This is a genomic window from Sphingobacterium sp. UBA7631 (assembly GCF_002483935.1).
In the GTDB taxonomy this organism is placed as follows: Bacteria; Bacteroidota; Bacteroidia; order Sphingobacteriales; family Sphingobacteriaceae; genus Sphingobacterium; species Sphingobacterium multivorum.
This window is the reverse complement of the sequence record NZ_DLIX01000005.1, coordinates 83655-107013: the sequence shown is the minus strand read 5'-3', so window position 1 is coordinate 107013 and position 23359 is coordinate 83655. Positions and strand designations below refer to the sequence as shown.

At 39.1% G+C, this 23359-nt stretch carries 17 protein-coding genes; 11 read left to right on the top strand and 6 right to left on the bottom strand.

All coding sequences use genetic code 11. From position 1 onward, the window contains the following. Window positions 1-27: 27 nt before the first annotated feature. Window positions 28-2295 (top strand): cation:proton antiporter, encoded by a 2268-nt coding sequence (locus tag B3P16_RS08895; protein WP_286842475.1) that lies wholly within the window; start codon window positions 28-30, stop codon window positions 2293-2295. A 63-nt stretch (window positions 2296-2358) separates the two neighbouring features. On the opposite strand, the gene B3P16_RS08890 is transcribed toward B3P16_RS08895, so the two are convergent. Beyond that, a complete protein-coding gene (locus tag B3P16_RS08890; protein WP_070565335.1) occupies window positions 2359-3483 on the bottom strand; it encodes a DEAD/DEAH box helicase in 1125 nt (374 codons plus the stop codon). A 186-nt stretch (window positions 3484-3669) separates the two neighbouring features. Beyond that, window positions 3670-3861, bottom strand: coding sequence for a cold-shock protein (locus tag B3P16_RS08885; RefSeq protein ID WP_046672944.1), 192 nt, complete (start codon window positions 3859-3861; stop codon window positions 3670-3672). A gap of 574 nt (window positions 3862-4435) precedes the next feature. Between B3P16_RS08885 and B3P16_RS08880 the strand changes: the two genes are divergently transcribed. Next, the gene (locus B3P16_RS08880; protein WP_286842474.1) at window positions 4436-5719 is read left to right on the top strand and encodes a Gfo/Idh/MocA family protein; all 1284 of its coding nucleotides are present in this window, start codon (window positions 4436-4438) and stop codon (window positions 5717-5719) included. Window positions 5720-5804: 85 nt separating this feature from the next. On the opposite strand, the gene B3P16_RS08875 is transcribed toward B3P16_RS08880, so the two are convergent. From B3P16_RS08875 to B3P16_RS08865, 3 genes are read right to left on the bottom strand one after another with little or no spacing between them, the layout of a single operon-like run. Beyond that, on the bottom strand, window positions 5805-6422 hold the full coding sequence (locus tag B3P16_RS08875; RefSeq protein WP_070565331.1) for an alpha/beta hydrolase: 618 nt from the start codon (window positions 6420-6422) through the stop codon (window positions 5805-5807). A 24-nt stretch (window positions 6423-6446) separates the two neighbouring features. Continuing rightward, the gene (locus tag B3P16_RS08870) at window positions 6447-6746 is read right to left on the bottom strand and encodes a GNAT family N-acetyltransferase (RefSeq protein ID WP_046672947.1); all 300 of its coding nucleotides are present in this window, start codon (window positions 6744-6746) and stop codon (window positions 6447-6449) included. A gap of 38 nt (window positions 6747-6784) precedes the next feature. After that, window positions 6785-7711, bottom strand: coding sequence for a ring-cleaving dioxygenase (locus B3P16_RS08865; protein ID WP_286842472.1), 927 nt, complete (start codon window positions 7709-7711; stop codon window positions 6785-6787). A 363-nt stretch (window positions 7712-8074) separates the two neighbouring features. Here B3P16_RS08865 and B3P16_RS08860 point away from each other — a divergent pair, with 363 nt between their 5' ends. From B3P16_RS08860 to B3P16_RS08820, 9 genes are all read left to right on the top strand, one after another. Further along, a complete protein-coding gene (locus B3P16_RS08860; protein WP_286842470.1) occupies window positions 8075-8560 on the top strand; it encodes a nuclear transport factor 2 family protein in 486 nt (161 codons plus the stop codon). A gap of 130 nt (window positions 8561-8690) precedes the next feature. Continuing rightward, complete coding sequence (locus tag B3P16_RS08855; RefSeq protein WP_070565327.1) at window positions 8691-9515, top strand: glycoside hydrolase family 16 protein; 825 nt, start codon at window positions 8691-8693, stop codon at window positions 9513-9515. A 144-nt stretch (window positions 9516-9659) separates the two neighbouring features. Beyond that, on the top strand, window positions 9660-10259 hold the full coding sequence (locus B3P16_RS08850; RefSeq protein ID WP_254667692.1) for a helix-turn-helix domain-containing protein: 600 nt from the start codon (window positions 9660-9662) through the stop codon (window positions 10257-10259). Window positions 10260-10443: 184 nt separating this feature from the next. Continuing rightward, the gene (locus tag B3P16_RS08845) at window positions 10444-11784 is read left to right on the top strand and encodes a DUF5690 family protein (protein WP_286842468.1); all 1341 of its coding nucleotides are present in this window, start codon (window positions 10444-10446) and stop codon (window positions 11782-11784) included. Window positions 11785-11816: 32 nt separating this feature from the next. Continuing rightward, window positions 11817-12971 carry a TIGR03364 family FAD-dependent oxidoreductase gene (locus B3P16_RS08840; protein ID WP_286842465.1) on the top strand — a complete coding sequence of 385 codons (1155 nt, stop codon included), beginning with the start codon at window positions 11817-11819 and terminating at the stop codon, window positions 12969-12971. A 326-nt stretch (window positions 12972-13297) separates the two neighbouring features. Continuing rightward, window positions 13298-17218: a response regulator gene (locus B3P16_RS08835; RefSeq protein ID WP_286842464.1), complete on the top strand. Its 3921-nt coding sequence runs from the start codon at window positions 13298-13300 to the stop codon at window positions 17216-17218. 4 nt (window positions 17219-17222) lie between these two features. Further along, a complete protein-coding gene (locus B3P16_RS08830) occupies window positions 17223-17579 on the top strand; it encodes a response regulator transcription factor (protein WP_070570518.1) in 357 nt (118 codons plus the stop codon). Window positions 17580-17583: 4 nt separating this feature from the next. Continuing rightward, on the top strand, window positions 17584-18651 hold the full coding sequence (locus B3P16_RS08825; protein ID WP_115049269.1) for a hypothetical protein: 1068 nt from the start codon (window positions 17584-17586) through the stop codon (window positions 18649-18651). Beyond that, window positions 18645-22067, top strand: coding sequence for a sulfatase-like hydrolase/transferase (locus B3P16_RS08820; protein WP_286842461.1), 3423 nt, complete (start codon window positions 18645-18647; stop codon window positions 22065-22067). The genes B3P16_RS08825 and B3P16_RS08820 overlap by 7 nt, the downstream gene beginning before the upstream one ends. On the opposite strand, the gene B3P16_RS08815 is transcribed toward B3P16_RS08820, so the two are convergent. After that, window positions 22064-23305 carry a YaiO family outer membrane beta-barrel protein gene (locus B3P16_RS08815; RefSeq protein WP_286842459.1) on the bottom strand — a complete coding sequence of 414 codons (1242 nt, stop codon included), beginning with the start codon at window positions 23303-23305 and terminating at the stop codon, window positions 22064-22066. The genes B3P16_RS08820 and B3P16_RS08815 overlap by 4 nt on opposite strands. Between the last annotated feature and the right edge of the window lie 54 nt (window positions 23306-23359).

Here is a 23359-nt window from a genome sequence, read left to right as displayed (position 1 = left end):
TTATATTTATTTTAATTGCCATTGAAGATGAGGAGATATAGGAATACAATTTTCTACGTAGTGTTAGTGGGTACATTACTCGGTGTGATGTATTGGGTGATTCATTTGGGGACACAGCTGGAGGCTCCAGAGCTGCTGCGTGGACAGAAAACAAGTCAAGGTGCCTGGAACGATTTTACATCAACCTTATTCCATAGTCTGCAGCATCCGCTAGCGATATTACTGGCGCAAATCGTGACAATCATTATCGCTGCACGTATCATGGGCTGGATTTGCATAAAGATTAAGCAGCCTGTCGTCATAGGAGAGATGCTCGCCGGTATCATATTGGGGCCATCGTTGCTGGGACTCCATTTTCCCGAATTTTCGCATACACTTTTTCCTGTAGAATCGCTTAGTAACTTGCAGTTTCTGAGCCAAATTGGGCTAATCTTATTTATGTTTATCATTGGAATGGAGCTGGACCTGAATGTGCTGCGAAATAAAGCGCATGATGCTGTTGTCATTTCTCATGCAAGCATTGTGATCCCATTTACGTTGGGAATTTCACTGGCTTATTTTTTATACCTATTCCATCCACCCACAAATGTAGAGTTTCTATCCTACAGCTTGTTTATTGGTATTTCCATGAGTATAACAGCGTTTCCTGTTCTTGCTAGAATTATACAAGAAAGGGGATTGCAAAAAAGTAAGTTAGGTGCAATGGCGATTACCTGCGCCGCTGCAGACGATATTACAGCTTGGTGTATTCTGGCTGTCGTGATAGCAATTGTCAAAGCGGGTGATTTCGCTAGTGCATTATATACCATCGGGCTGGCTGTTGCCTATGTGCTCATCATGATTAAGATCGTTCGTCCATTTTTGATGCGCGTTGGAGAGGTAAAAGGAAGTAAAGAAGCCCTAAGTAAGCCTGTTGTTGCTATTTTCTTTATTGTGCTGTTATTGTCGGCTTATGCGACCGAAGTAATCGGAATCCATGCACTTTTTGGAGCATTTATGGCCGGAGCTATTATGCCTGAAGGGAGTCGATTCCGGACAGCATTTATCGAAAAAATCGAAGATGTTTCAACCTTGTTACTATTACCTTTATTCTTTGTCTTTACAGGTCTCCGCACGCAGATCGGTCTGCTTAATGACCTTCAGTTATGGATGATTACCATTGGGATTATTTTGGTTGCGGTTATTGGTAAATTTGCAGGTAGTACGTTAGCGGCGCGCTTTGTTGGTCAAAGCTGGAAAGATAGTTTGAGTATTGGTGCCTTAATGAACACGCGGGGACTAATGGAACTTATCGTCCTCAATATTGGATACGATCTTGGCGTTTTAAGTGCTGAATTATTTTCGATGATGGTTGTAATGGCGTTGGTCACTACTTTTATGACGGGACCATCTTTAGATTTAATCAATTTCCTCTATCGACCTAAGAAAAATTCACTACAGGAAGATTTCCGTGATAAATCAAAATTTAAGATTCTATTGTCTTTTGCGAAAAGTAACACGGGGATTTCACTATTGTATCTGGCTGATGCTTTAACGTTGAAATCAAAAAAGAACGCTGAAATTACGGCATTACATATTGAGCCTGCCAACGAATTACATCATTATGAAGTGGAAATCCAGGAGCTGGATAGTTTCCGTGAAATTAAGCAGGTGGCGATGCAGCTTGGGCAACCGATCCAGACAATTTTTAAAATCTCCAGTGATATTGACAGCGAGATTGTTCAAACTTCCAATGAGCGCAATCAGGACTTATTATTGTTGGGTGTCAGTGAATCAATTTATGAGGGAAGCTTACTGGGGCGTTTTTTAGATTTTACTACCCGGATTGTGAATCCCGAGAAGTTATTCCATACGGTTACAAATGCAGAGTCTCCTTTCATGACTTTCGATCGAAATCAGCAAATCAATGCTAAAGTAAATGCACAGGTAGGTATCTTAATCGATAAAAATTTTCTAAAGGCAAAGCGTGTGGTTGTTCCTGTTGTCTTAAAAAACGATGAATTTCTTGGTGAAATGATACAGCGTCTAATACAGCATTCCGATGCTCAAGTCATTGTGTGGGATCTCAACCAAGTGCTGAAAACCAATGAGAGCTTTAAAGAGAAATTGAGGCAATTGGAACAACTTGTACCAAATCATCTTACACTAACTGAAAAAGAGTTAAACCGTGAGACCTGGCAGGAGCAAGACTTAATGTTGATCAGCCTTCCCAGCTGGAACAAAATTGTCAATAAAAAAGTACATTGGCTTCCTTTCACGCCATCGACACTGTTGATGGCAGATCGCAAACCATAAATAAAACATAAAAGCCCCTAAATCCAATAATTTAGGGGCTTTTACTTGAGGTTTTATAAAGATCTATTTATTGATCTTTTCTATTTTGATTTTTAGTCCGATTAATTTTTCAATATCAGCTAAATATGGTCTTTCTTCTACATCGCAAAAAGAAACGGCTTTTCCTTCCTGGCCAGCTCTTCCTGTTCTTCCGATGCGATGAACGTAGGTTTCCGGTACATTAGGGAGATCATAATTAATCACAAGGGGGAGTTGTTCGATATCAATTCCTCTTGCAGCAATATCGGTAGCGATCAATATTTTAAGATGACTGTCCTTAAATTCACCTAGCGCTTTTTGTCTCGCATTTTGAGATTTATTTCCGTGAATGGCTGCTGCTCTCAAACCATTTTTCGCAAGTAACTTAACGATTTTATCCGCTCCGTGTTTTGTTCGGGAGAAGACAATGGTACGCTCATGCTTCAGCTTTTTTAGTATGCTCGTCAATAATTTGATCTTATCCTTCTTTTCAACAAAAAATACAGATTGATTGACTTTCTCGGCCGTTGAGCTTACCGGGGTGACGTCAACTTCAATAGGTTTATGTAATATGCCATGTGCAAATTTACGGATATTGGGTGGCATCGTTGCCGAGAAGAATAATGTTTGTCGTTTTGACGGAACTTTGGCCAGGATCTTTTTGATGTCATGAATAAAGCCCATGTCCAGCATATTGTCCGCCTCGTCCAATATTAAGATTTCGATTTTATCTAGAGAAACTATTTTTTGATTCATTAAATCCAGTAAGCGGCCTGGGGTAGCTACAAGAATATCGACGCCCTTTTTAATTTCTTTAACTTGTTTTTCTTGGCTTACACCACCGAAAATAGTGCAGTAGTTTAGTTTTAGATATTTCCGGTATAAGTTTATATTGTCTCCAATTTGAATGGCTAGTTCACGTGTTGGCGTAAGGATCAAAGCCCTAATCGGAACGAGCTTACCTGAAGTCTTAGTTTCTTCAAGACGTTGTAAAAGCGGAAGTGCAAAAGCGGCGGTTTTGCCTGTTCCCGTTTGTGCACAACCAATAAGATCGTTGCCTTGCAATACAACTGGAATGGCTTTCTGTTGAATTGCAGTGGGGTGTGTGTAGCCTGTTTCTGTTATTGCTTTTAAAAGCGGAGCGATTAAACTGAGTTGTTTAAATTCCATAAATAGTATGTTCGAATTTGTCTTAAATAAAACCTTTGAGAATCCTTTTTATGCTTTTATTTGAAAACTAAAAGTCTTCAACGGAAAAGTAAAGGATTGCTGAAAAATTGTAAAGGAAGAATAGGAAAAAGAAATGGGATAAGTCATTAAGAATTACCCCATTAACAAGAAAGTGTATTTTTTGGATTACGCCAATTTTACATTTGTAGCGCTGATCCCCTTTGGAGTTCTTTCTACATCATAAGTTACAACGTCGCCTTCAGATACTTGGTTTTTAAGCGCAGAAACGTGTACGAAAACATCTGCACTACCATCCTCTGGTGTAATAAAACCAAAACCTTTAGTTTCATTGAAAAATTTAATTTTACCTGTATTCATTATTTTTAATTAAGTGCGGCAAGGTAGGCATAATAAATGATTAATCTTTTATTTTTTTTAAATGAATTATAAAATGTGTTGTGTAACTGAGGCTTTTTTTGAAGAAGATGTTGATTGGAACAGCGCTAGAGGAAGGAAATTATTGAACATAAATGCCTAATATAACACAATCCCTCCAACCAATGTAACATGATCAATTAATAATTCTATTGTTAATGGTATTATTAATTATTTAGATAAATATTTTTTTAAATGTTTGTTCTTCGTGAAATTAGTATTAACTTCATGCGCCCCTCCCAAGGGCATGTTTTTCATAGGTAGATGTATGGTCGAGTGATTCTAACTCGACCATTTTTTCGTTTTGTCCATAAGGTTCCGCAACAATTGTCGATATATATTTTACAATGCTTTTTGCGAGCACCTAAATTCATTTTTGTATTTTCATCGAAGCAATTTGTTTTTAATAATAAAGAACGTAATTCTTGTTAAATGGCATTCATCCAAGCATATGTAGTCTATTCGTATTTGATATTTAGATGATATCCGTTAAAAACAAAACTTAAACCAATATCCAATGAATAGAAAAGATTTTATCAAAACGTCTACTGTTTTAGCTGCTTCAACATTTTTTTTAAATGCGAAAGGTTCAACCTTTTTAGATCAATCCATCCGGGTTGGATTAATTGGTGTAAATGGTATGGGCTGGGCTGATTTGAATGCGCTGTTAAAGAATGATGGCTTGGTTTGTACCGCTCTTTGCGATGTGGATGAAAATATTCTTAAAAAGAGAGCGGAAGAACTTCAAAAAAGAAACATACATGTCGAAACATTTGTAGATTATAAAAAAATGCTCAACAGCCCAATGGTGGATGCGGTCATTATTGCAACTCCGGATCATTGGCATTGCCTGCAAATGATCGATGCCGTAAATGCGGGGAAACACGTCTATGTCGAAAAGCCTATTGGTAACTCTATCCTTGAATGTCAATTAATGGTTCAGGCGGCAAAAAAGAATAAGGCTATTGTGCAAGTTGGACAGTGGCAACGGAGCCAGCAACATTTCCAGGACGCCATTGATTTTGTTCATTCGGGTAAATTAGGTAAAATACGATTGGTGAAAGCTTGGTCTTATCAGGGGTGGAAAAGTGCTATTCCCATTGTACCCGATGAACCGGTTCCCGCAGGTGTGCATTATACGGAATGGCTAGGCCCGGCACAAAAAAGACCATTTAATTCGAATCGATTCCACTTTAATTTCCGCTGGTTTTGGGACTATGCGGGTGGTTTGATGACAGATTGGGGCGTGCATATGTTGGATTATGCTTTACTGGGGATGAAAGTTTCTGATCCAAAATCCATCATGGCCTCAGGAGGTAAGTTCGCATTCCCGGACGATGCTGGCCAAACGCCTGATACCATGACTGCCGTATATGAGTTTGAGGGCTTCAACATCCAATGGGAGCATGCTAAGGGTATTGATCTCGGACCTTATAATCGTAATCATGGTGTCGCATTTATTGGTAACAATGGTACGCTGGTGTTGAATAGATCGGGATGGGAGGTCATTCCAGAAAAAGGAAGGATGGAAGCGGTCTCTATCCAACCTTCTTTAGAAAATGGCTTGGATAAACATATGGAAAATTTTGTGGCTGCCATTCGCCAACGTAATCCACAAATACTCCATGCACCAATTGAAGTAGGAGCCCATATTGCCATCTTTTCTCAATTGGGAAATATTGCATTTAGGACAGGACAAAAACTCTATTGGGATAAAGAACAACAGCATTTTACGGATCAGAAAGCGAATAGGTACCTGGCATCAGTTTATCATAATGGCTATAAATACCCTAAAGTCTAATGTGTCGAAAAAATTGGTTGTTGATTAATCATAGTTAATCAACAACCAATGGATCACTCTTACCAATGGATCATTTCTGTCTTTCTTAAAGAACGAATTCGTTTGCAAGATCGATCTCCTCGCGGTTGATGGAGTGGCCTGCGTTTTGATATACCATGAGCTTTACATTGGCATTCATTTGTTCTAAGATGGCTACTGTAGCTTCCACCCGTTCAAGAGGAACATGGAAATCTGGATCGCTAGTGCCTATAAAAATAGGTGTTTGAGCAAAGTCACCCTTGTAATTATCCCTGTTAATTTCTTCACCGATTACTCCGCCAATAATTGCTATAGCACCACCATAGCGTTGACCATGCCGTGTAAGGTATTCTAGTGTTAAACAGGCACCCTGAGAAAAACCAAAAAAATAGATGTTTTCGGTGAGGATTCCATTGGCTAAAGCTAGTTTGACCGTATGATCGATCAGATCAATTGCAGAACTCAACCAGGGTTCGTTCTCTTGTACGGGAGCAATAAAAGAATAGGGGTACCAGCTGTGATTTTCTGCCTGTGGTGCAAGTAACGCAAAATTATCGACATGAAGATAGGATGACATACCAAGGATGTCTTCTGCACTTCCCCCACGACCATGGATCATGACGATGGCTTTTTTTGCCTGTTCCAAACTTTGCCCAGCCGTTTTAATATTGATTGAATGACTCATTTTGTCCCTTCTTTTTATGGTAATTTATACCGTTTTTTTAAACCAAACATCCTGATAAAGCTCTGGATGACGATGAAACTGTGCGTTTACATAAGGACATAAAGGAACAATTTTCATGTTGTTTTCACGCGCATGAGATACCAATTTCTCAAGAAGTATTTTGGCAAATCCTCGGCCTTCATAAGCTTCGTCTACCTCTGTATGGTAAACTACTAAATTCCCGTCAATGATAGCGATGCTCATTAAACCTGCTTTGTGATCGTCGGAGAATAATTGGAGCTCCCCACGTTGATTTTTGTCTAATACAATTTCAGTTCTTTCCATAACTTCTTCTTTTGTAAAATGATGTTTATAAACTTTTATTAATCGATTTTTGGCAATGTCTGTTCAATCTGCGAACGATAGCTTTCATATTGTTTTGGCAATTTGAGTGCCGCTCCTAAAGTGGATAAGGGTTCATCTACTGTAAACCCGGGATTGTCTGTCGCGATTTCAAATAAGACACCGCCAGGTTCACGAAAATAGAGTGAGAAAAAGTAATCTCTATTTATTTTTTCTGTGATATTCAGCCCTGCCGAAAGGACCTTTTCGCGATACTCCATCAATACATTATCATCCTTTACCCGGAATGCGATATGATGGTTTGTGCCGGCCGCATTTTTGCCATAGGGCAGATTTTTATCCGCTATTATGTCGACAATGTTTGCTGTTTCAATGCTGTCAGTTGTTAATCTATAGCGGTTCTCATCCTGCTGATGAAACGAATAACCTAAAATATCGGTCAATACGCGTATAGTTGGATCTGCTTCTTTTAATGAAAGCGTGACATTATGGAATCCTTTTAGCGCATGATCTGCATTGATGTCGGTAGTTGTCCATGCCTTTCTAGGGTCGTTAGTTTCAATAAACTGAAGTTGCAATCCATCGGGATCATTAAATGAAATCAGCTTCTCTCCAAAAATCTCATTTTCCTGTAAACTAATCTGATGTTCCGCTAAGCGATTTTTCCAGAAATCCAAACTCCCTTGAGGTACGGCATAGCCAATATGAGTCGCCATTCCCGCTCCCGGAGTACCCTTTCCGATACCTTCCCAAGGGAAAAACGTAAGAATCGTTCCTGGTTCGCCCTGTTCATTACCGAAATAGAAGTGGTAGGTGCTTGGGTCGTCGAAATTAACTGTTTTTTTGACAAGGCGTACGCCCAGTACTTTTGTATAGAAATCGAGATTTCGCTTTGCATTGTCTGCTATCGCCGTAATGTGATGTAGTCCTAATATTTTATTTTCCATAGCTGATAATTTTATTTTCTTAACTGACGTAAAGTTACATCGCGCAATAAGGAATTTTATTGAACTAGATTAATAAAAGCGATAATTGTCATTTTTGTTTTTATAGCAATACTGATTTTCGAAAATATATAAAAAACACCTGAAGTTGGGGACTTCAGGTGTTTAACCTAACCAATTATTAACCTAAATTTATGAAATGTATATTTCTGAATATTATACTATAGGAATAAATCCAATTATCATGCCAATATTTATAAAGTAAAAGACCTCAGATAAAAGCTGTTTATATTGTATAAATTAGGTAAATTGGAGTGTGCTAAGGTGAGGTGTGAATCGATGACTTCAATTAAAATGGATTTAAAGATGAAAAATAGAATAATGGTTAAGGTTATGACTTTCTCTGTTTTATTGCTAACGCTGGGTTGTCAGCAACCTTCGACAGATGAATCCAAAGAAGCTGCGCAAAAACAACTTGACGAAAACAAAGAGAATAAAAGAATCGTTTTAGATTTTTATCAGCAAATGTTTGGTGATAAGGATATTTCTGCAGTTGACAAGTACATTTCTCCTCAGTATATCCAACATAATCCCGCTATTGCGGATGGGGCAGCAGCGTTTAAGCTCGCTGCGACAAAGTGGTTTGAAGGGCAGCCTAAGACAAAGATTGATGTACAGCATATTGCTTCGGACGGCGACTTGGTCTTCATACACCTAAAAAATAAGAATCCAGATGGTAGCCTTAAATCGACAATCGATATCTTCAGATTGGAAGAAGGTAAAATCGTAGAGCATTGGGACGCGCAGCAAGATGTACCTAAGAACGCGGCAAATGCTCACCCTATGTTTTAAGGACTTTGCGCAATCTCATTTTTTGCGTTTGAATCTTTGTTTCTATTAATTTTTAGCGGAGTTGTCGGTTATGGTAATTTATGTCTAAATTTAGGCCTAAATCATTTTTTGCGAAACCACTATTTTAATTATGAAGAGAGTCCTAAGCCTAAGTTGTTTTTTCTTACTATTTTCTGCATGTAGTGTTCATTATAGTCCAAAAGAATATCCTTATGTGTATATGCAAAAGAAGGATCGTGAGCTTAAAGAATGGAAGCTGGTATGGGAAGAAAACTTCAATTCCCCAAAACTAGATAGTAGTAAATGGTCCCGGATTCCAGCAGGGGAAGCCGATTGGAATCGGCATATGAGCATGGATGACGCCTGTTTTGGATGGGAAAATGGTGAGTTAATTCTTAAAGGAATAAAAAATACAGACAAAAATAGCGATTCAAGACCATTTTTGACAGGCGGGATATGGAGCAAGGGGAAGTTTGCTTTTCAGTACGGACGCATAGAAATCAGAGCCAAGCTAGGAAGTGCAAAAGGAGCATGGCCTGCCATGTGGATGCTGGCGGAGTTGGACAAGTATGGGAAATATCCTAGAAATGGTGAAATCGATATTATGGAGCATCTTAATTTTGACAATATCATATACCAGACCACGCATTCCTATTATACGTTGGATCTGGGGCAAAAGGAGAATCCGAAACATTTTGGTACCGCTTCGGTCAACACTGACGCGTATAATATATATGGTATAAGCTGGTATCCCGACCGTATCGTATTTCAGTTAAATGGTGTTGACACCTTTACTTACCCAAGAGTTGATGGTGTAGATCCCTCTCAGTGGCCTTATGATCAACCCTTTTATCTTTTGATTGACCAACAGTTGGGCGGAAGCTGGGTTGGTGAAGTGAATCAAGACAAGCTACCCGTTGAGATGCGTGTTGACTGGGTTAAAGTTTACCAATAGTACTCACCAATGCTGAGCAAAATGAATGATGAAAAAAAATCTACTGTTATTGAACCTCAGTTTTCTGAGAACAGTAAAATATCATAATTTTATAGGTGACCTATGATTAAGTGATAAAAACTTAATATACACGACATCATAAAAATGTTTACTTTTGGCCAAGTTATGGAAGATAATACGATATTCAAGATTAGCAATAAAATTAAGGAAATTCGAAAAGAAAAAGGAATTACCATACAGGAAGTTGCCGATAGAGCGGGTGTAAGCAAGGGGCTTATTTCGCAGATTGAAAATAACAGAACAATACCCTCCTTACTCGTATTGATTAATATCATCAATGCACTGAATATTGATCTTAACGAGTTTTTTAAAGATTTTAATTCTGAATTGGATTCAGGCCCTGTGGTCGTTCGGAAAAAAGATACGTATAGTCCGTTTGAAAAAGAGTCGGCGATAGGTTTTCATTATAAACGGATTTTTACAACTGCGATGGATAGTTCGACCATGGATATTGTTCTTTTGGAGTTGCTTCCAGATGCAGAACGCCCCATGGTGGAGACCGAAGCCTATGAATATAAATATATCATTAGCGGACAGGTGGAGTATATCTTCAATGATCAAAAAATTAGCTTAGCGGAGGGCGATTCGATTTTCTTTAATGGACGACTATCACATACACCGCGCAATGTTGGAAATGGAAAGGCCGTCATGCTAATTGTATACTTTTTTGAAAATAAGAAATAGATAATAACACGTTAAGTATTAGAGCATCATTGAATCATTCAATGATGCTTTTTTTATTTTATACTTTTCGTATTACAAATGGATAATTATATTTGTTTATAAATACTTAACAAAAGTTTAGTCTTGTGTTAATTTCCAAAATTTACTTTTGATTGCGGACGATGAGGTCTGTTAACAAGTTTAGATGATGGAGTTAAACCAACGAATAAAACGACGCATAAATAGACTGGATGAGAAATCTGTGGCTATTGTTCTGGCTGTTACAGCATTTTTATGTTATACGAGTATGTATTCATTTAGAAAGTCATTTACGGCATCTGCCTTTGCAAATGATACTATTTTTGGTGTCGATTATAAAGTCTGTATGGTGGTCATTCAAATGCTGGGCTATTTGTTGTCAAAGTTCTATGGCATTAAATTTATTTCTGAAAGTAAACAACGTAATAGAGGAGGGTATTTAATCGCATTGATTTGTATTTCATGGATAGGGCTTTTGGCATTTGCACTTTGTCCAAGGCCTTGGAATGTTGTCTTTCTTTTTATCAATGGTTTTCCATTGGGAATGGTTTGGGGATTGGTATTTAGTTATTTAGAAGGAAGGCGTTTTACAGAGATTATGGGGGCAGTAATGTCCGTGAGTCTGATTTTTGCTTCTGGACTGATAAAAACTGTTGGACGGTGGTTGATGTCTTCTTTTCATATTAATGAATTTTGGATGCCATTTTTGACGGGTTTACTTTTTTTTCTACCCTTTATTTTGTGCGTATGGATACTTGAAAATGCCCCAGAACCTACAACGGAGGATAAGAAGCTACGGACAGAACGCGTTGCAATGGACAGTCAAATGCGAAAACACTTTTTTAAAACCTTTATGCCCGGGATTGTATTGACTATTATCGTGTACACGATGCTTACTATTTTACGTGACGTGCGGGATAACTTTGAGGTAGAAATCTGGCAGATGTTACATGTAAAAGGAGCGGGTATTTTTGCAAAAGTTGATGGGACTATTTCATTAATTGTATTGCTGTTGGTGAGTTGTCTTATCATGGTTAAAAACAATCTTAAAGCGTTTAAGTTGATTCACTATATGATCATTATGGGTTTCCTTACTGCAGGTATTTCTACCTATTTGTTTACGAGGCAATGGATTGATGGTTTAAGTTGGATGTTGCTCGTCGGTTTGGGGTTATATATGGCATACATTCCTTATAACGCTATATTTTTTGAAAGAATGATCGCTACATATCGTATGAAAAGTAATATTGGTTTTGTGATGTATATGGCTGATTCAATCGGCTATTTGGGTAGTTTTCTGATATTGGTGAACAAAGAGTTTATGCCAAATTCTGTTACTTGGGGAAATTACTTTATTCAATTGGTTTTTTCGGCGTCTATTATCGGAGCGATTTTGGGCATCTTCTCCCTACTTTATTTTATTCGAAAAAAAGAACAGATGAAAGAAAGCGACGATGAGTTGTTGGCTCCTTGGCATGCGACAAAAGGAGAAGTACAAATTAGTTAACTATACTTTTTTATGATATTCTATTTATAAAGATGAAAACAAATACATATGATTTAATTATTGTTGGGGGCGGGATTTTAGGAACCTTTCATGCCTATCATGCGTTACAAAAGGGGTTACGTGTGCTCCAACTCGAAAAGGATAATTTTCCCGTGGGATCTACCGTTCGTAATTTTGGACAAGTAGTGCCATCGGGGATGGCCGGTGAATGGTTTGATTATGGTGTACGTGGACTTGAAATATATCAATCTATTCAGCGGGAGATGGATATATCCGTTAGAAAAAATGGTAGTATCTATATTGCTTCAGATAATGATGAAGTTCAGGTACTTCATGAGTTATCTAAGCATTATCAAGCGAAAGGATATGAACATGAACTTTGGTCGAAGGAACAGGTTTTATTGAAATATCCTGTGATGAATGCTAGTTATGTTAAAGAGGCCATCTTTTTTCCGCAGGAACTCAGTGTAGAACCCGAGTCAATGATTAGACAGCTGCATATTTATATGCAAAATAAGTTTGTGGACTATACGTTGAAATACGATACGACAATTGTGGCCTGCGAGGATAAAAATGATGCTGTTGTTGTCACAAGCAGTACGTTGCAAAACTTTGAAGGGAAGAAATTGCTTATTTGCAATGGATACGAGTTTAAAATTTTATATCGTTCCTTATTTGACAATAGTGGACTTGAAATTAGCAAGTTGCAAATGATGCGAACGAAACCTTTGGCCCATATCCATTTGCCAGGGAATATTTTAACAGGACTGACCATTCGTCGATACGAGAGTTTTGAAGAATACTGCCCATCTTTTCAAACAATTCCATTGCCTGATCACTATCAGGAGCTACGCAATTATGGAATTCATATGCTTTTTAAACAGGCCACGGATGGTAGTATTATTATCGGTGATTCGCACGAATATGCAGCGGGCAACAGACTGGATGAATTGGGCTTCGCTGTGAATTCCTATATCAATGAATTGATGATTACAGAAGCCAACCGTATCATGCCGATGGAGCGTGCCTCGATTTCATCCTCTTGGGCAGGTTATTATTCGCAGCACAAAGATCATATTCTTGAAATCGACGTTAGCTCAAAGATACATGTTAGAACCGGTATCGGAGGGAAGGGAATGACAGCAAGTGCCGGCTATGCCGAACAGAGTATTGAAAAACTTTTTTAACTTATACCTATCGCAGAGCCCCGCTATCACATTTAGCGGGGCTCGTTCGTTTTTAAGCTATTTTCTGGATCAATTTATCCAAATGCACTGTAGAATTAAAGTTCCCGCTTTCTTAATAAGGTAAAAACGATATAAAATTCAATTAGTAAATAACTAAATTATGAAGAAGGCGTATGAATAATCTTTTTATAGCATCAACTATTTTTGCAGTTGATTGTTCTTTATAAAACATTTATCTGAGCAATATTTCCTTATTGTTTAGGCGTTAAACAATGTTTTTATTAACTTCACGGTCACAATAAACCAGATCTAAATAGTAGAAGTGAATGGCAAATAATGTTTTTCCTGAAAATGAGTTAAGAAGGATAGAAAAATTAAAGTCCTATGAGTTAATGGGACTCGGGAAAGACCCTGAGCTGGATGTTTTTGCGCAGGCGGCCTGTCTGATTACAGATTGTCCCGCAGCGTTAATTGCCATGATGGAGCAAGACACACAACGTATTCAAAGTTGCGTTGGTATGGAGTTGGATACCGTTGACAGGAAGAATACAGTCTGTCAATACACCATAATGAGTAAGGAGGTCCTCGTCATTGAAGATACTTTTGAAGACCCACGCTCGTCTTCCAATCCATTGATTCGCGAGGGAAATATCCGTTTTTATGCCGGCGTTCCGCTCCTGGATGATGATGGCGATGCGCTTGGAACGATCTGTGTCATTGATTTCCACCCGAAAACGCTTTCGGATAAACAAAAAGACTCGTTGGAGGAGCTGGGCAAGGCAGTAACCAAAATATTATTGGGAAAAAAACGAAAAGTTCAGGCTGGTTACTTCTCCGAAATTTTTCACTTGACGAACAATATTATTTGTGTATTGGATGAGGCGCGCAAGGTAAAAGAAGTTAACCCCGCATTTAGTAAAGTCCTGGGATTGTCCAGGTCGAATAGTTTAGGCAAATCTATTTTTACCTTATTGGGAGATACTGAAAGGGAATTAGTGTCGGACTTAGGTCGGGTTGAGGAAACCAAATACGGCGTTCAATCAACGAGTAGGACTAAAATAGAGAATGGCCAAGTTGTTGAAATTGAATGGCATTTCAAATATGATCCAATAAATCATGATATTCTGGCTTTTGGCAGAAACGTAACAAAAGAGCGCGAAGAAAAACTCAAGTTGGAGAATTCTGAACGTAGATTCCGTAGCTTTTTTGAAAATGCGATCGGTCTAATGAGCATGCATGACTTGGACGGTAATATTCTATCCGTTAATGAAAAAGGAAGGGAGATATTGCGGTATGCCAAAGAAGAGGTAAAAGGACTTAACCTCAAGAAATTGGTGCCGTCTCATCATGTCGGTCTTGTTGAAGACTATCTCAAACGTATTGCAAGCAACAAAGAGGACTCGGGAATGATGGTTCTTCAAACAAAAGATGGTGAAGACATTTCTTGGCTATACCATAATATGTTGGAAACGGATGAAAATGGACGATCTTATGTTGTCAGTACGGCCTTGAATATGACGGATCGACTGCGCCTTGAAAATGATCTTTTGCATACCAAACAAATCCTGGAGCAGACCAATGCTGTCGCTCAGGTAGGCGGATGGGAGGTCAATTTAGCTGAAAACAAGGTCTATTGGTCCGACTCCACGAAGTTAATTCATGGTGTGGATCCTGATTTTACACCTGATTTTGAACATGCAATCGGATTTTATGAGCCGGAAAGCCAGGTTATTTTGCGTGGAATTTTTGAAAACGCCGTTAAAACAAGAACACCCTATGATACCGAATTGCGTCTATTAAAACAAGATGGTGAATCAATTTGGGTGCGGGTAAAAGGTATTCCCGAATTTGAAAATGATGTGTGTAAACGTGTTTTTGGAATTATTCAGGATATTGATAAAAGTAAATCGCTATTCTTGGAACTGGAACGCAAAGAATCTATGTTACGGGCTTTTGTGGATTATGTTCCTGCTTCGGTTGCTATGTTTGACCGAGACTTTAACTATATTTCGGTGAGTAATCAATGGTTGGAAGATTTTCACGAAGGAGTAAGTTTGCCGCCAAATAGTAACTTTTTTCAATTGTTTCCAAATATACCGGAAAATAGAAAAAAAATCTACCTTGATGCGCTGGAGGGAATACCGTATAAGAATACGGATGAAGTCATACAGGCTGGTGGACTTGCCGAAGCACAACATTTCAATTGGGAAGTAAGACCGTGGCATCTCGCTGATGGAAGTATAGGTGGTATCATTATTTTTACACAAAATATCACTGAATCGGTTAAAATAAATGATGAATTAAAATTAGCGAAAGAGTTGGCCGATCTGGCGAGTAAGGCAAAGTCCGAATTCCTCGCCAATATGAGTCACGAAATTCGAACGCCATTGAACGGTGTGATTGGATTCTCCGATTTGTTATTAAAAACACCATTAAATGATACACAGTTACAATACTTAGGCTATATCAATGAATCTGGAAACAGCTTACTCAATATTATTAATGATATTTTAGACTTTTCAAAAATCGAATCCGGTAAGCTTGAATTATTTGTCGATAAGTATAATGTATATGATGTAGCGAATCAGGTTATTAATGTTGTTCTCTATCAAGCACAACGCAAAGAAGTCGAACTGCTTTTGAACATTGAACAGGGGCTGCCGGCTTTTGTTTGGATTGATGAGGCACGTATTAAGCAAGTATTGGTGAATCTATTAGGTAACGCCGTTAAGTTTACGGAAAAAGGTGAGATTGAATTTAAGATCAGTAAACTTCGCAACGATGAGGATAAATTGACCTTACGTTTTTCGGTTAGAGATACGGGGATAGGAATTCCACCAGAGAAACAACAACGCATCTTTGATGCCTTTACACAAGAAGATAGCTCCGTCAGTAAACGATACGGCGGCACGGGACTAGGCTTGACAATCTCCAATAACCTCCTGAAATACATGGGTAGTAAATTGAATCTGGAAAGCGAACTGGGCGTCGGATCGACGTTCTATTTTGATATCGAGGTCCGATGCGAAGAAATGGAGGAGGAAGATACAGACTTACCGTTAAATCGTGTCCTCGTTGTCGATGACAATGCTAATAATCGGATTATCCTTCAACATATGTTGGCCTATAAAAACGTTGAGTCTGTCCTCGCAGAAAACGGTATGGAAGCCTTACAGTTGCTGATGAAAGGTGAACGATTCGATGTGATTTTAATGGACTATCATATGCCTATCTTATCGGGTCTGGAAACGATAGAAAAGATTAAGGAACTCTTTAGAAAACAAGAAGAAGGCATTCCATTGATTGTATTACATACTTCCTCGGAAGAGCATGAGGTGATTTCTGCATTTAGACAGGAGGAGCGGTCATTCTGTCTACTTAAGCCGATTAAATCTGAAGAACTGTATTCGACTTTAAGAAGGGCGATACAACAAAATAGGGAAGATGCTGTGCAAGTAAAGGCGAATGCAAACTTATCGTTATCATCAGAATCGTACGGTCAAGACGTTCAGGTGCTCTTGGCAGACGACAATGCCGTTAACATGGCGCTTAATTTACGCATGATGGCTAGCATCATGCCTGGCGCCCAGTTAACCGAAGTTTCTGACGGAGCCCAAGCCATTCGTGCTTGCAAAGAGAAACAATTTGATTTTATTTTGATGGATGTTCAGATGCCCGAGGTCGATGGTATTGAAGCAACCAAGCAGATCCGGCAAATGTCCTCCTATGCTGAGACACCTATTATCGGTGTTACTGCCGGTAATATTTCAGGCGAAAAGGAACGCTGTCTGGAAGCGGGAATGTCAGACTTTCTAGCTAAACCTATTCGTCAACAGGATTTATTCAAGGCCTTGGAAAAAGCCATGTTATCGGTTAAACCCAGTGCTGCCGAAGCCTCGGATCTGGAAGATTTGGACGAGCATCTGGATATGCGACGGCTGGAAGAACAGGCTGGCGATGATCCCGCATTTTTAACCTTTTTTCTGGATTTGGTCGTCAGGGAAATAAAGGGGTCTAGAAAGCAGTTAAAGGAGGCCATTGATACAAACGATATTGTACGCATCAAAGAACTCCTTCATAAGTTGCGGGGAACTTCATCGACAGCCGGACTTATTAAATTGGCTCAAATGACCAAGGACCTGGAGATCAGCCCAACGATTGAAACAGACCTTGCGATCGCTTTTGTGGCAATCGAACAAGAAATGGATATCGGATTGGAATTAATTGCAAAAATCTTAAATAAATAATGATATGTTGATTTTAATAGCGGAAGACGACGAATTGATACTACGTACTGTTGAACACAAATTAGTGAAAGAAGGACACGAAGTGGTGCTGACCAGAAATGGCCGTGAAGCCATCGAGAAAATTAATGAACTGAATTTGGATTTAGTTGTAACGGATATTATGATGCCCTTTGCTTCTGGTATTGAAATTCTTTCGGCAATAAAGAGTATCGGAAAGAAAATCCCGGTTATTGTATTATCGAGTATGGGCCAAGAGGAGGTCGTGGTGGATGCATTTGATTTAGGCGCATCTGATTTTATGGTTAAACCATTTAGTCCAAACGAACTGATTCTTAGGATAAAACGCCTGATAAATAAATAAAATTATGCACCACCATATCGAGCTACATGAGCTTATTCTGGCGATTGTTATCGTATTGATTTTAGTACTATTATTGATTATCACAGTACTGGGATACAGCTTTTATAGCTATAGAATCCTTCATAATAGGCAATCTTGGCGACAGATCATCGAGTACAAAATTATGGAAACTATAGTAGGTGGCGATGAGAATGGCGATCGAGACCTGGAGTTTGCGAAATACCTGAAGGAACCTTCTTTTCGGGCTCTTTTTTTGGATGTATTAGTTGACTCGGATCGAAAATTTTCTGGTGGAGCGAAACAATCGATCAATAGGTTGTTTCATGATTTTAAATTGGAGGATGAGGCTTGGCGAAAGCTTCGGCATAGAAAAGCTTATCTGGTTGCGGGTGGGGTTCAAGAGCTTGCCGCGATGAATGTTGAACCGGCAATCCCTGAGATAACAGCCAAGCTTAATGATCCCCGTACTGCGGTATATCAAGAAGCACAATATGCGATCGTAAGTTTTAAGGGATATGAGGGACTTGGTTTTTTGGACCATTTCGATCGTCCCTTATCTGACTGGCAACAACTGCGTTTATTGTTTTCTATTCATGAAATACCCGAGCTTTCGGAGTTACATGTGGATACCTGGCTTAAGAGTTCAAATGATTCTGTCGTCGTATTTACATTGCGTTTGATCCGAAAATTTAGATTGATGACTTTTTATACCGAAGTTTTTAGCCTATTGGATCATCCATCTACGAAGGTTCGTGTACAAGCCATACGAACGTTGCAGGCTATTGAGAACAGTGGGACAATTCAGCAATTTATGCAAAATTTTGATCTGCAACCAATAGAAGTTCAGATCGAAATCCTTAAAGCAATGAAGATTGCCAAAAGTAGAGAAAGTGAGTATTTTCTAAAGGATCAACTGTGGAATCATAACCAAGTGTCAATTAAAATTTCTGCAGCAGAAGTACTCGTTGTACTGGGCGAAGAACAGTATTTGCGCGAGATTTCACAACGTGAAGATACATACGACGAACTTACACAAATTATTAAACACGCTTTGCAAGAGAAAAAATGTTAGAGTTTTCCCATATCGTATACGAAATTATAGTTTGGTTATTTTTGCTTTATTCGGCAGCAGTATTCATTATCTATACTTGGATAGGGCTATACGCTTATGGAGCGGTGTTTCGTTACAAACACAATAATACATTTACGGATTATAGTATTATTGCCACCAACCCCAACGCGCCAACATTCAGTCTGATTGCGCCAGCATACAACGAAGGGATGACCATCGTTGAAAACGTACGTTCATTATTGTCGCTGTATTATCATAATCTGGAAATTATTATCGTTAATGATGGTAGTAAAGACGACTCAATTTTGAAATTGATAGCTTCTTATGAACTTGAACCAACGTCCTTTTTTGTTCAGGGAACTATTGAGACCAAGGATATAAGGGGGATCTATAAGAGCAAAAATCCAGCTTTTAAGAAGCTGATTGTTGTTGACAAGGAAAACGGCGGTAAGGCTGATGCGCTCAATGTCGGCGTTAATATTTCTTCAGGAGATTATATCGTCTGTATTGATGTGGACTGCATTTTGGAACAGGATGCTATTCTAAAATTAGCAAAGCCATTTTTGGAGCAGACCGACAAACGGGTTATAGCCTGTGGCGGAGTTATACGTTTGGCTAATAACTGTAATGTCGTGAACGGTTCGGTGGTCGACGTTAATCTACCAAAATCATGGTTGGGACGTACGCAGGCTTTGGAGTATATCCGCGCTTTTATTTTAGGCCGTATGGCTTGGTCCAGGGCTTCTGGATTAATTCTTATTTCCGGGGCATTTGGCGCTTTTGACCGGGAGATTGTATTAGCGTGCGGGGGCTATGACCGAAATACTGTGGGAGAAGACATGGAACTCGTTGTTCGTATGCGCCGCTATATGGAGGAGCAAAAGCAAGCCTACGAGGTGGTCAACATTCCTGATCCATTGTGCTGGACGGAAGTACCCGAGTCAAAAGAAGTATTGCGTAAGCAGCGCAATCGTTGGATGCGGGGCACGATGGAAACCTTATGGAAACATCGAAAACTCATGTTCAATCCCAAATACGGCCGTTTTGGTATGCTCAGTATGCCTTATTGGTTTTTCTTTGAATTCTTGGGACCCATTGTCGAATTTACGGGCTATATTGTTTTTCTAATCTTTTTTATTCTAGGAATAATCAATTGGCCATTTTTCGTTGCACTATTTGCACTGGTGATTGCTTCCGGAATTTTGTATTCGATCTATGCCATCTTGGTTGATCTTGTTAGCCATCAGGTTTATTCGAAGAAACGAGATCTTTCCACCCTGATAACTACGGCGATACTAGAACCTTTATACTTTCATCCCATTGTTGTTAAAGCTGGGGTACAGGGGGTTGTTGATTACTTTCGCAAGCAGCATGGCTGGGGAGAAATGACACGGCAAGGCTTTCAACAAAAAGATGCCAATGAGTCGGTTTGGAAATACCTTGGTCAGCGATTAAATCTGTCGTTACAGAGCTTAGGACCTGTTATGTTGGTTGTTTTTGCCTTGTATATGTTATCTGTTGGTGTCGAGTGGTGGTGGTACGGTCGTCGATTTTCTCAGCTTTCGGAGTCACATGCCGGGAAATACCTGTTTTTGGATAACATCTTGTTTATCTTTCAATCCTTGGCCTGTTTGGGAATCGGCTATTTATTGCTTCAGTTCATCAGCAGTTTTTGGGCAAGACTTCTTATGGTCATATCGTTCTCGTTTATCGTCGTTATGCAATTCATCTTGTTTTTGTATTTTGGCGAATCGAGAAATTTGCTTGGGGCTGATATGTTCTATTATAGTTCGGAAGAGATGAAGCAAATTTTGGAGGCCAGTGGTATGTTGAGCTTTACCAATATTGCTTTACTTTTATTATTGATCGTAATTTCTTGGGTTCCCCTTTGGGTAGCCAATAAACAGACATTCAAAAAGGCTTATGCGAGTATTGCACTGTTATCTTTGGGGATCATATCGTTTTTTGTCTCCTCGGCTTCGCTTTTGGGGGGGAGCTCCGAAAAAGATGAATTCGTCGCCAATGCAAGCCGGAGTAAGTGGCGTTATTTTTTCGATTCCAATTTCACTAATTACGTGGATGAGCACCCCGGGATGCTCGCTATGTTCAATAAAGACGACGATGATGCAAAAGTGGTAGATACTAGATTTCCCTTTTTGAAAAAAGAGGATACTAAAGATTTCCTAGGGGCATACATGCAGAAAACGGCGAAAGTACCCAATTTGGTCATTCTTGTTATTGAGGGTTTAGGACATGCCTATAGTGCCGAAAGTGGCTATATTGGCAACTTTACACCTTTTATAGGTACATTGAAGCAACAGTCTTTGTATTGGGATAATAATATGAGTTCCTCGGGTCGGACATTTTCCGTTTTGCCGACCATAACAGGTTCGTTGCCTTTTGCAACACATGGATTCCTGGAACAAGACACCTTGCCTGACAACTTTAATCTATTTAATATTTTGAAGAGTAATGGATTCAATACTGGGTTTTTCTATGGCGGTCATTCTAATTTTGATTTCATGAAAAAGTTCATGGATTATAATAAAATAGATATGCTCATGGACCAAGCCGCATTCGGACCTCCTTATAAAAAATTACCCGAAAAGGGTGGGGAGAGCTGGGGATATGAAGATCAAGCTGTCTTTAGCAAACTTCTTGAAGTACAGAAGGTACAGGAACACCCTTATTTCCATGTTCTTTTGACACTATCAACCCATAATCCGTTTTTGATTAATAATGCGGCTCATTATGAGCAACTATTTGATCAACGTATCGCAACATTGAACCTTACACCCGAACAAAAAAAGTGGGCTTTGGAAAACCGTACCCAGCTTGTTTCGGTGCTGAATCTAGATGATGCGATGGAGCAGTTCTTTAATGAATATAAAAAGAGACCAGATTTTGCAAATACTATTTTTGTCATAACTGGGGACCACGCGATGCCTGAGATACCCTTGCAAAGCAAAATCGATCGTTATCATGTTCCACTGTTGATTTATTCACCACTTTTGAAAGGGCCAAAGACTTTTCATCATTTTGTTAGCCATTTTGATGTCGCCCCTTCCATATTGGCCTACTATCGCGAGAATTTTGGGATGAAAACTCCTACACAAGTTACCTGGATCGGTCAGGGGCTTGACAAGGGCGCTTCAGCTCAGGGTGATGGCATAGCCATGATGCAGAGTAAAAATCAATTGATAGATTTTGTAAAGGGCAGTTACCATCTTTCCGACGGACAACTGTATAAACTGGATGGAATACTCAATGAAGATGCCACCGCGGATAATGCGAAAGAAGAATTGTCCAAGCGCTTTGAATTATTTAAGCGCAAGAACAAACTCTTTTATACCCAGAAGCGACTTCTTCCAGACAGTGTGTATACAAATTACTTTAATAGAACAAAGAAGAACTAGAATTTTCGAATATAACCAAGGATGATGTCCAATTGATTTCCTTTCTCTTTTGGCCTGAATTCTTGGTTATAATAGGTGCCCGAAATTGAAAATAGGTTACTTTGTTTCACCGAGAAGTTATACTCGGCACCTACTTTGAATGTCTTTAATTTATAGGAAGCGTTGTCCAATAGATTATTTCGGTTTTCTTCGGGGCTCAGACCCGTTCCGGCACTAAATCCGAAGTAATCGTTTGCTCCTTTTGTATAATAGCGGACTGTTCCGGTATAGGATTGGGAAATATTCTTTTCGCCCGGTGTAAGATAAGTCCTCAGATTGAACCAAAAGTTTTGGTAATATTTTCCGACTGAAGCCGTGTACATCCAGATGTTGTCGCTAAAATAAAGCTGACGATATCCGATCTCTCCCTCAAAGCTGTTCGGAAGATTGGCATAGAGAGACACGCCAGTTCTATATTTCGCAAAAATCCCTACATTATTGGAGTATCCAGCACCTACATATAGGTAAAATATCTTTGAAAGACGCGGATAAGCCTCCATCTCGAATTGTACGCCGTTTTCTGCAAATTTATTTGCATAGTTGGTCCTGAAAATAACTGACCCTATGGGGGTTGCCCGCTTATAACTTAAGCCTACAATGTGCCAATTATGATCAAACTGTTTGTCAAAATAGACGAAGTTGTAGGTCAGACCGATTGCGTTTTTAGCCGTATATTCTTCAATACTTTTTGCCAGTGCTCGAGCTTCTGTGTTTTTAGGATTAATTGCCAATAAACGATGAATTGCCTTTTCGGCAGCTTCATAATGATCATTGCCATAACTAATTTTACCTTTTAACAGAAGTAGATCCTGCGACTGCGGATGTAGGCTAAGCCCTTTGTCTGTAATTGCAATAGCTTTGTCAGTCTGATCATTCCAATATTCCAATGAGGCATAGGCTAAAAAGAAATCTTCATCACTTGTATTCTTTTTGTCCAGTTCTGTGAAGATGGTTCTTGCCGAATCAATTTTGTCCGACCAGGTATAAAGCCGTCCGAGAAAGATACTGATATCCGAGTAATCCGGTGCTTGAAGTAGCGCCTGTTTGGATAATTGAATGGCTTGCGGATAATCTTTTGAATCAAAGGCTACCTTTCGCGCTTTTACAAAGAGATCGTCAGCAGTGAGTTTCGTCTCTTGCGCAATTGAAAATAAGGGTAATAAAGAGAGGGAGAGTAATGGATAAATTACTTTTTTCATTCCAGATCGTAAAGTTGACATTTAAGCTTGCTAATATATAAACTAAAATTAGCA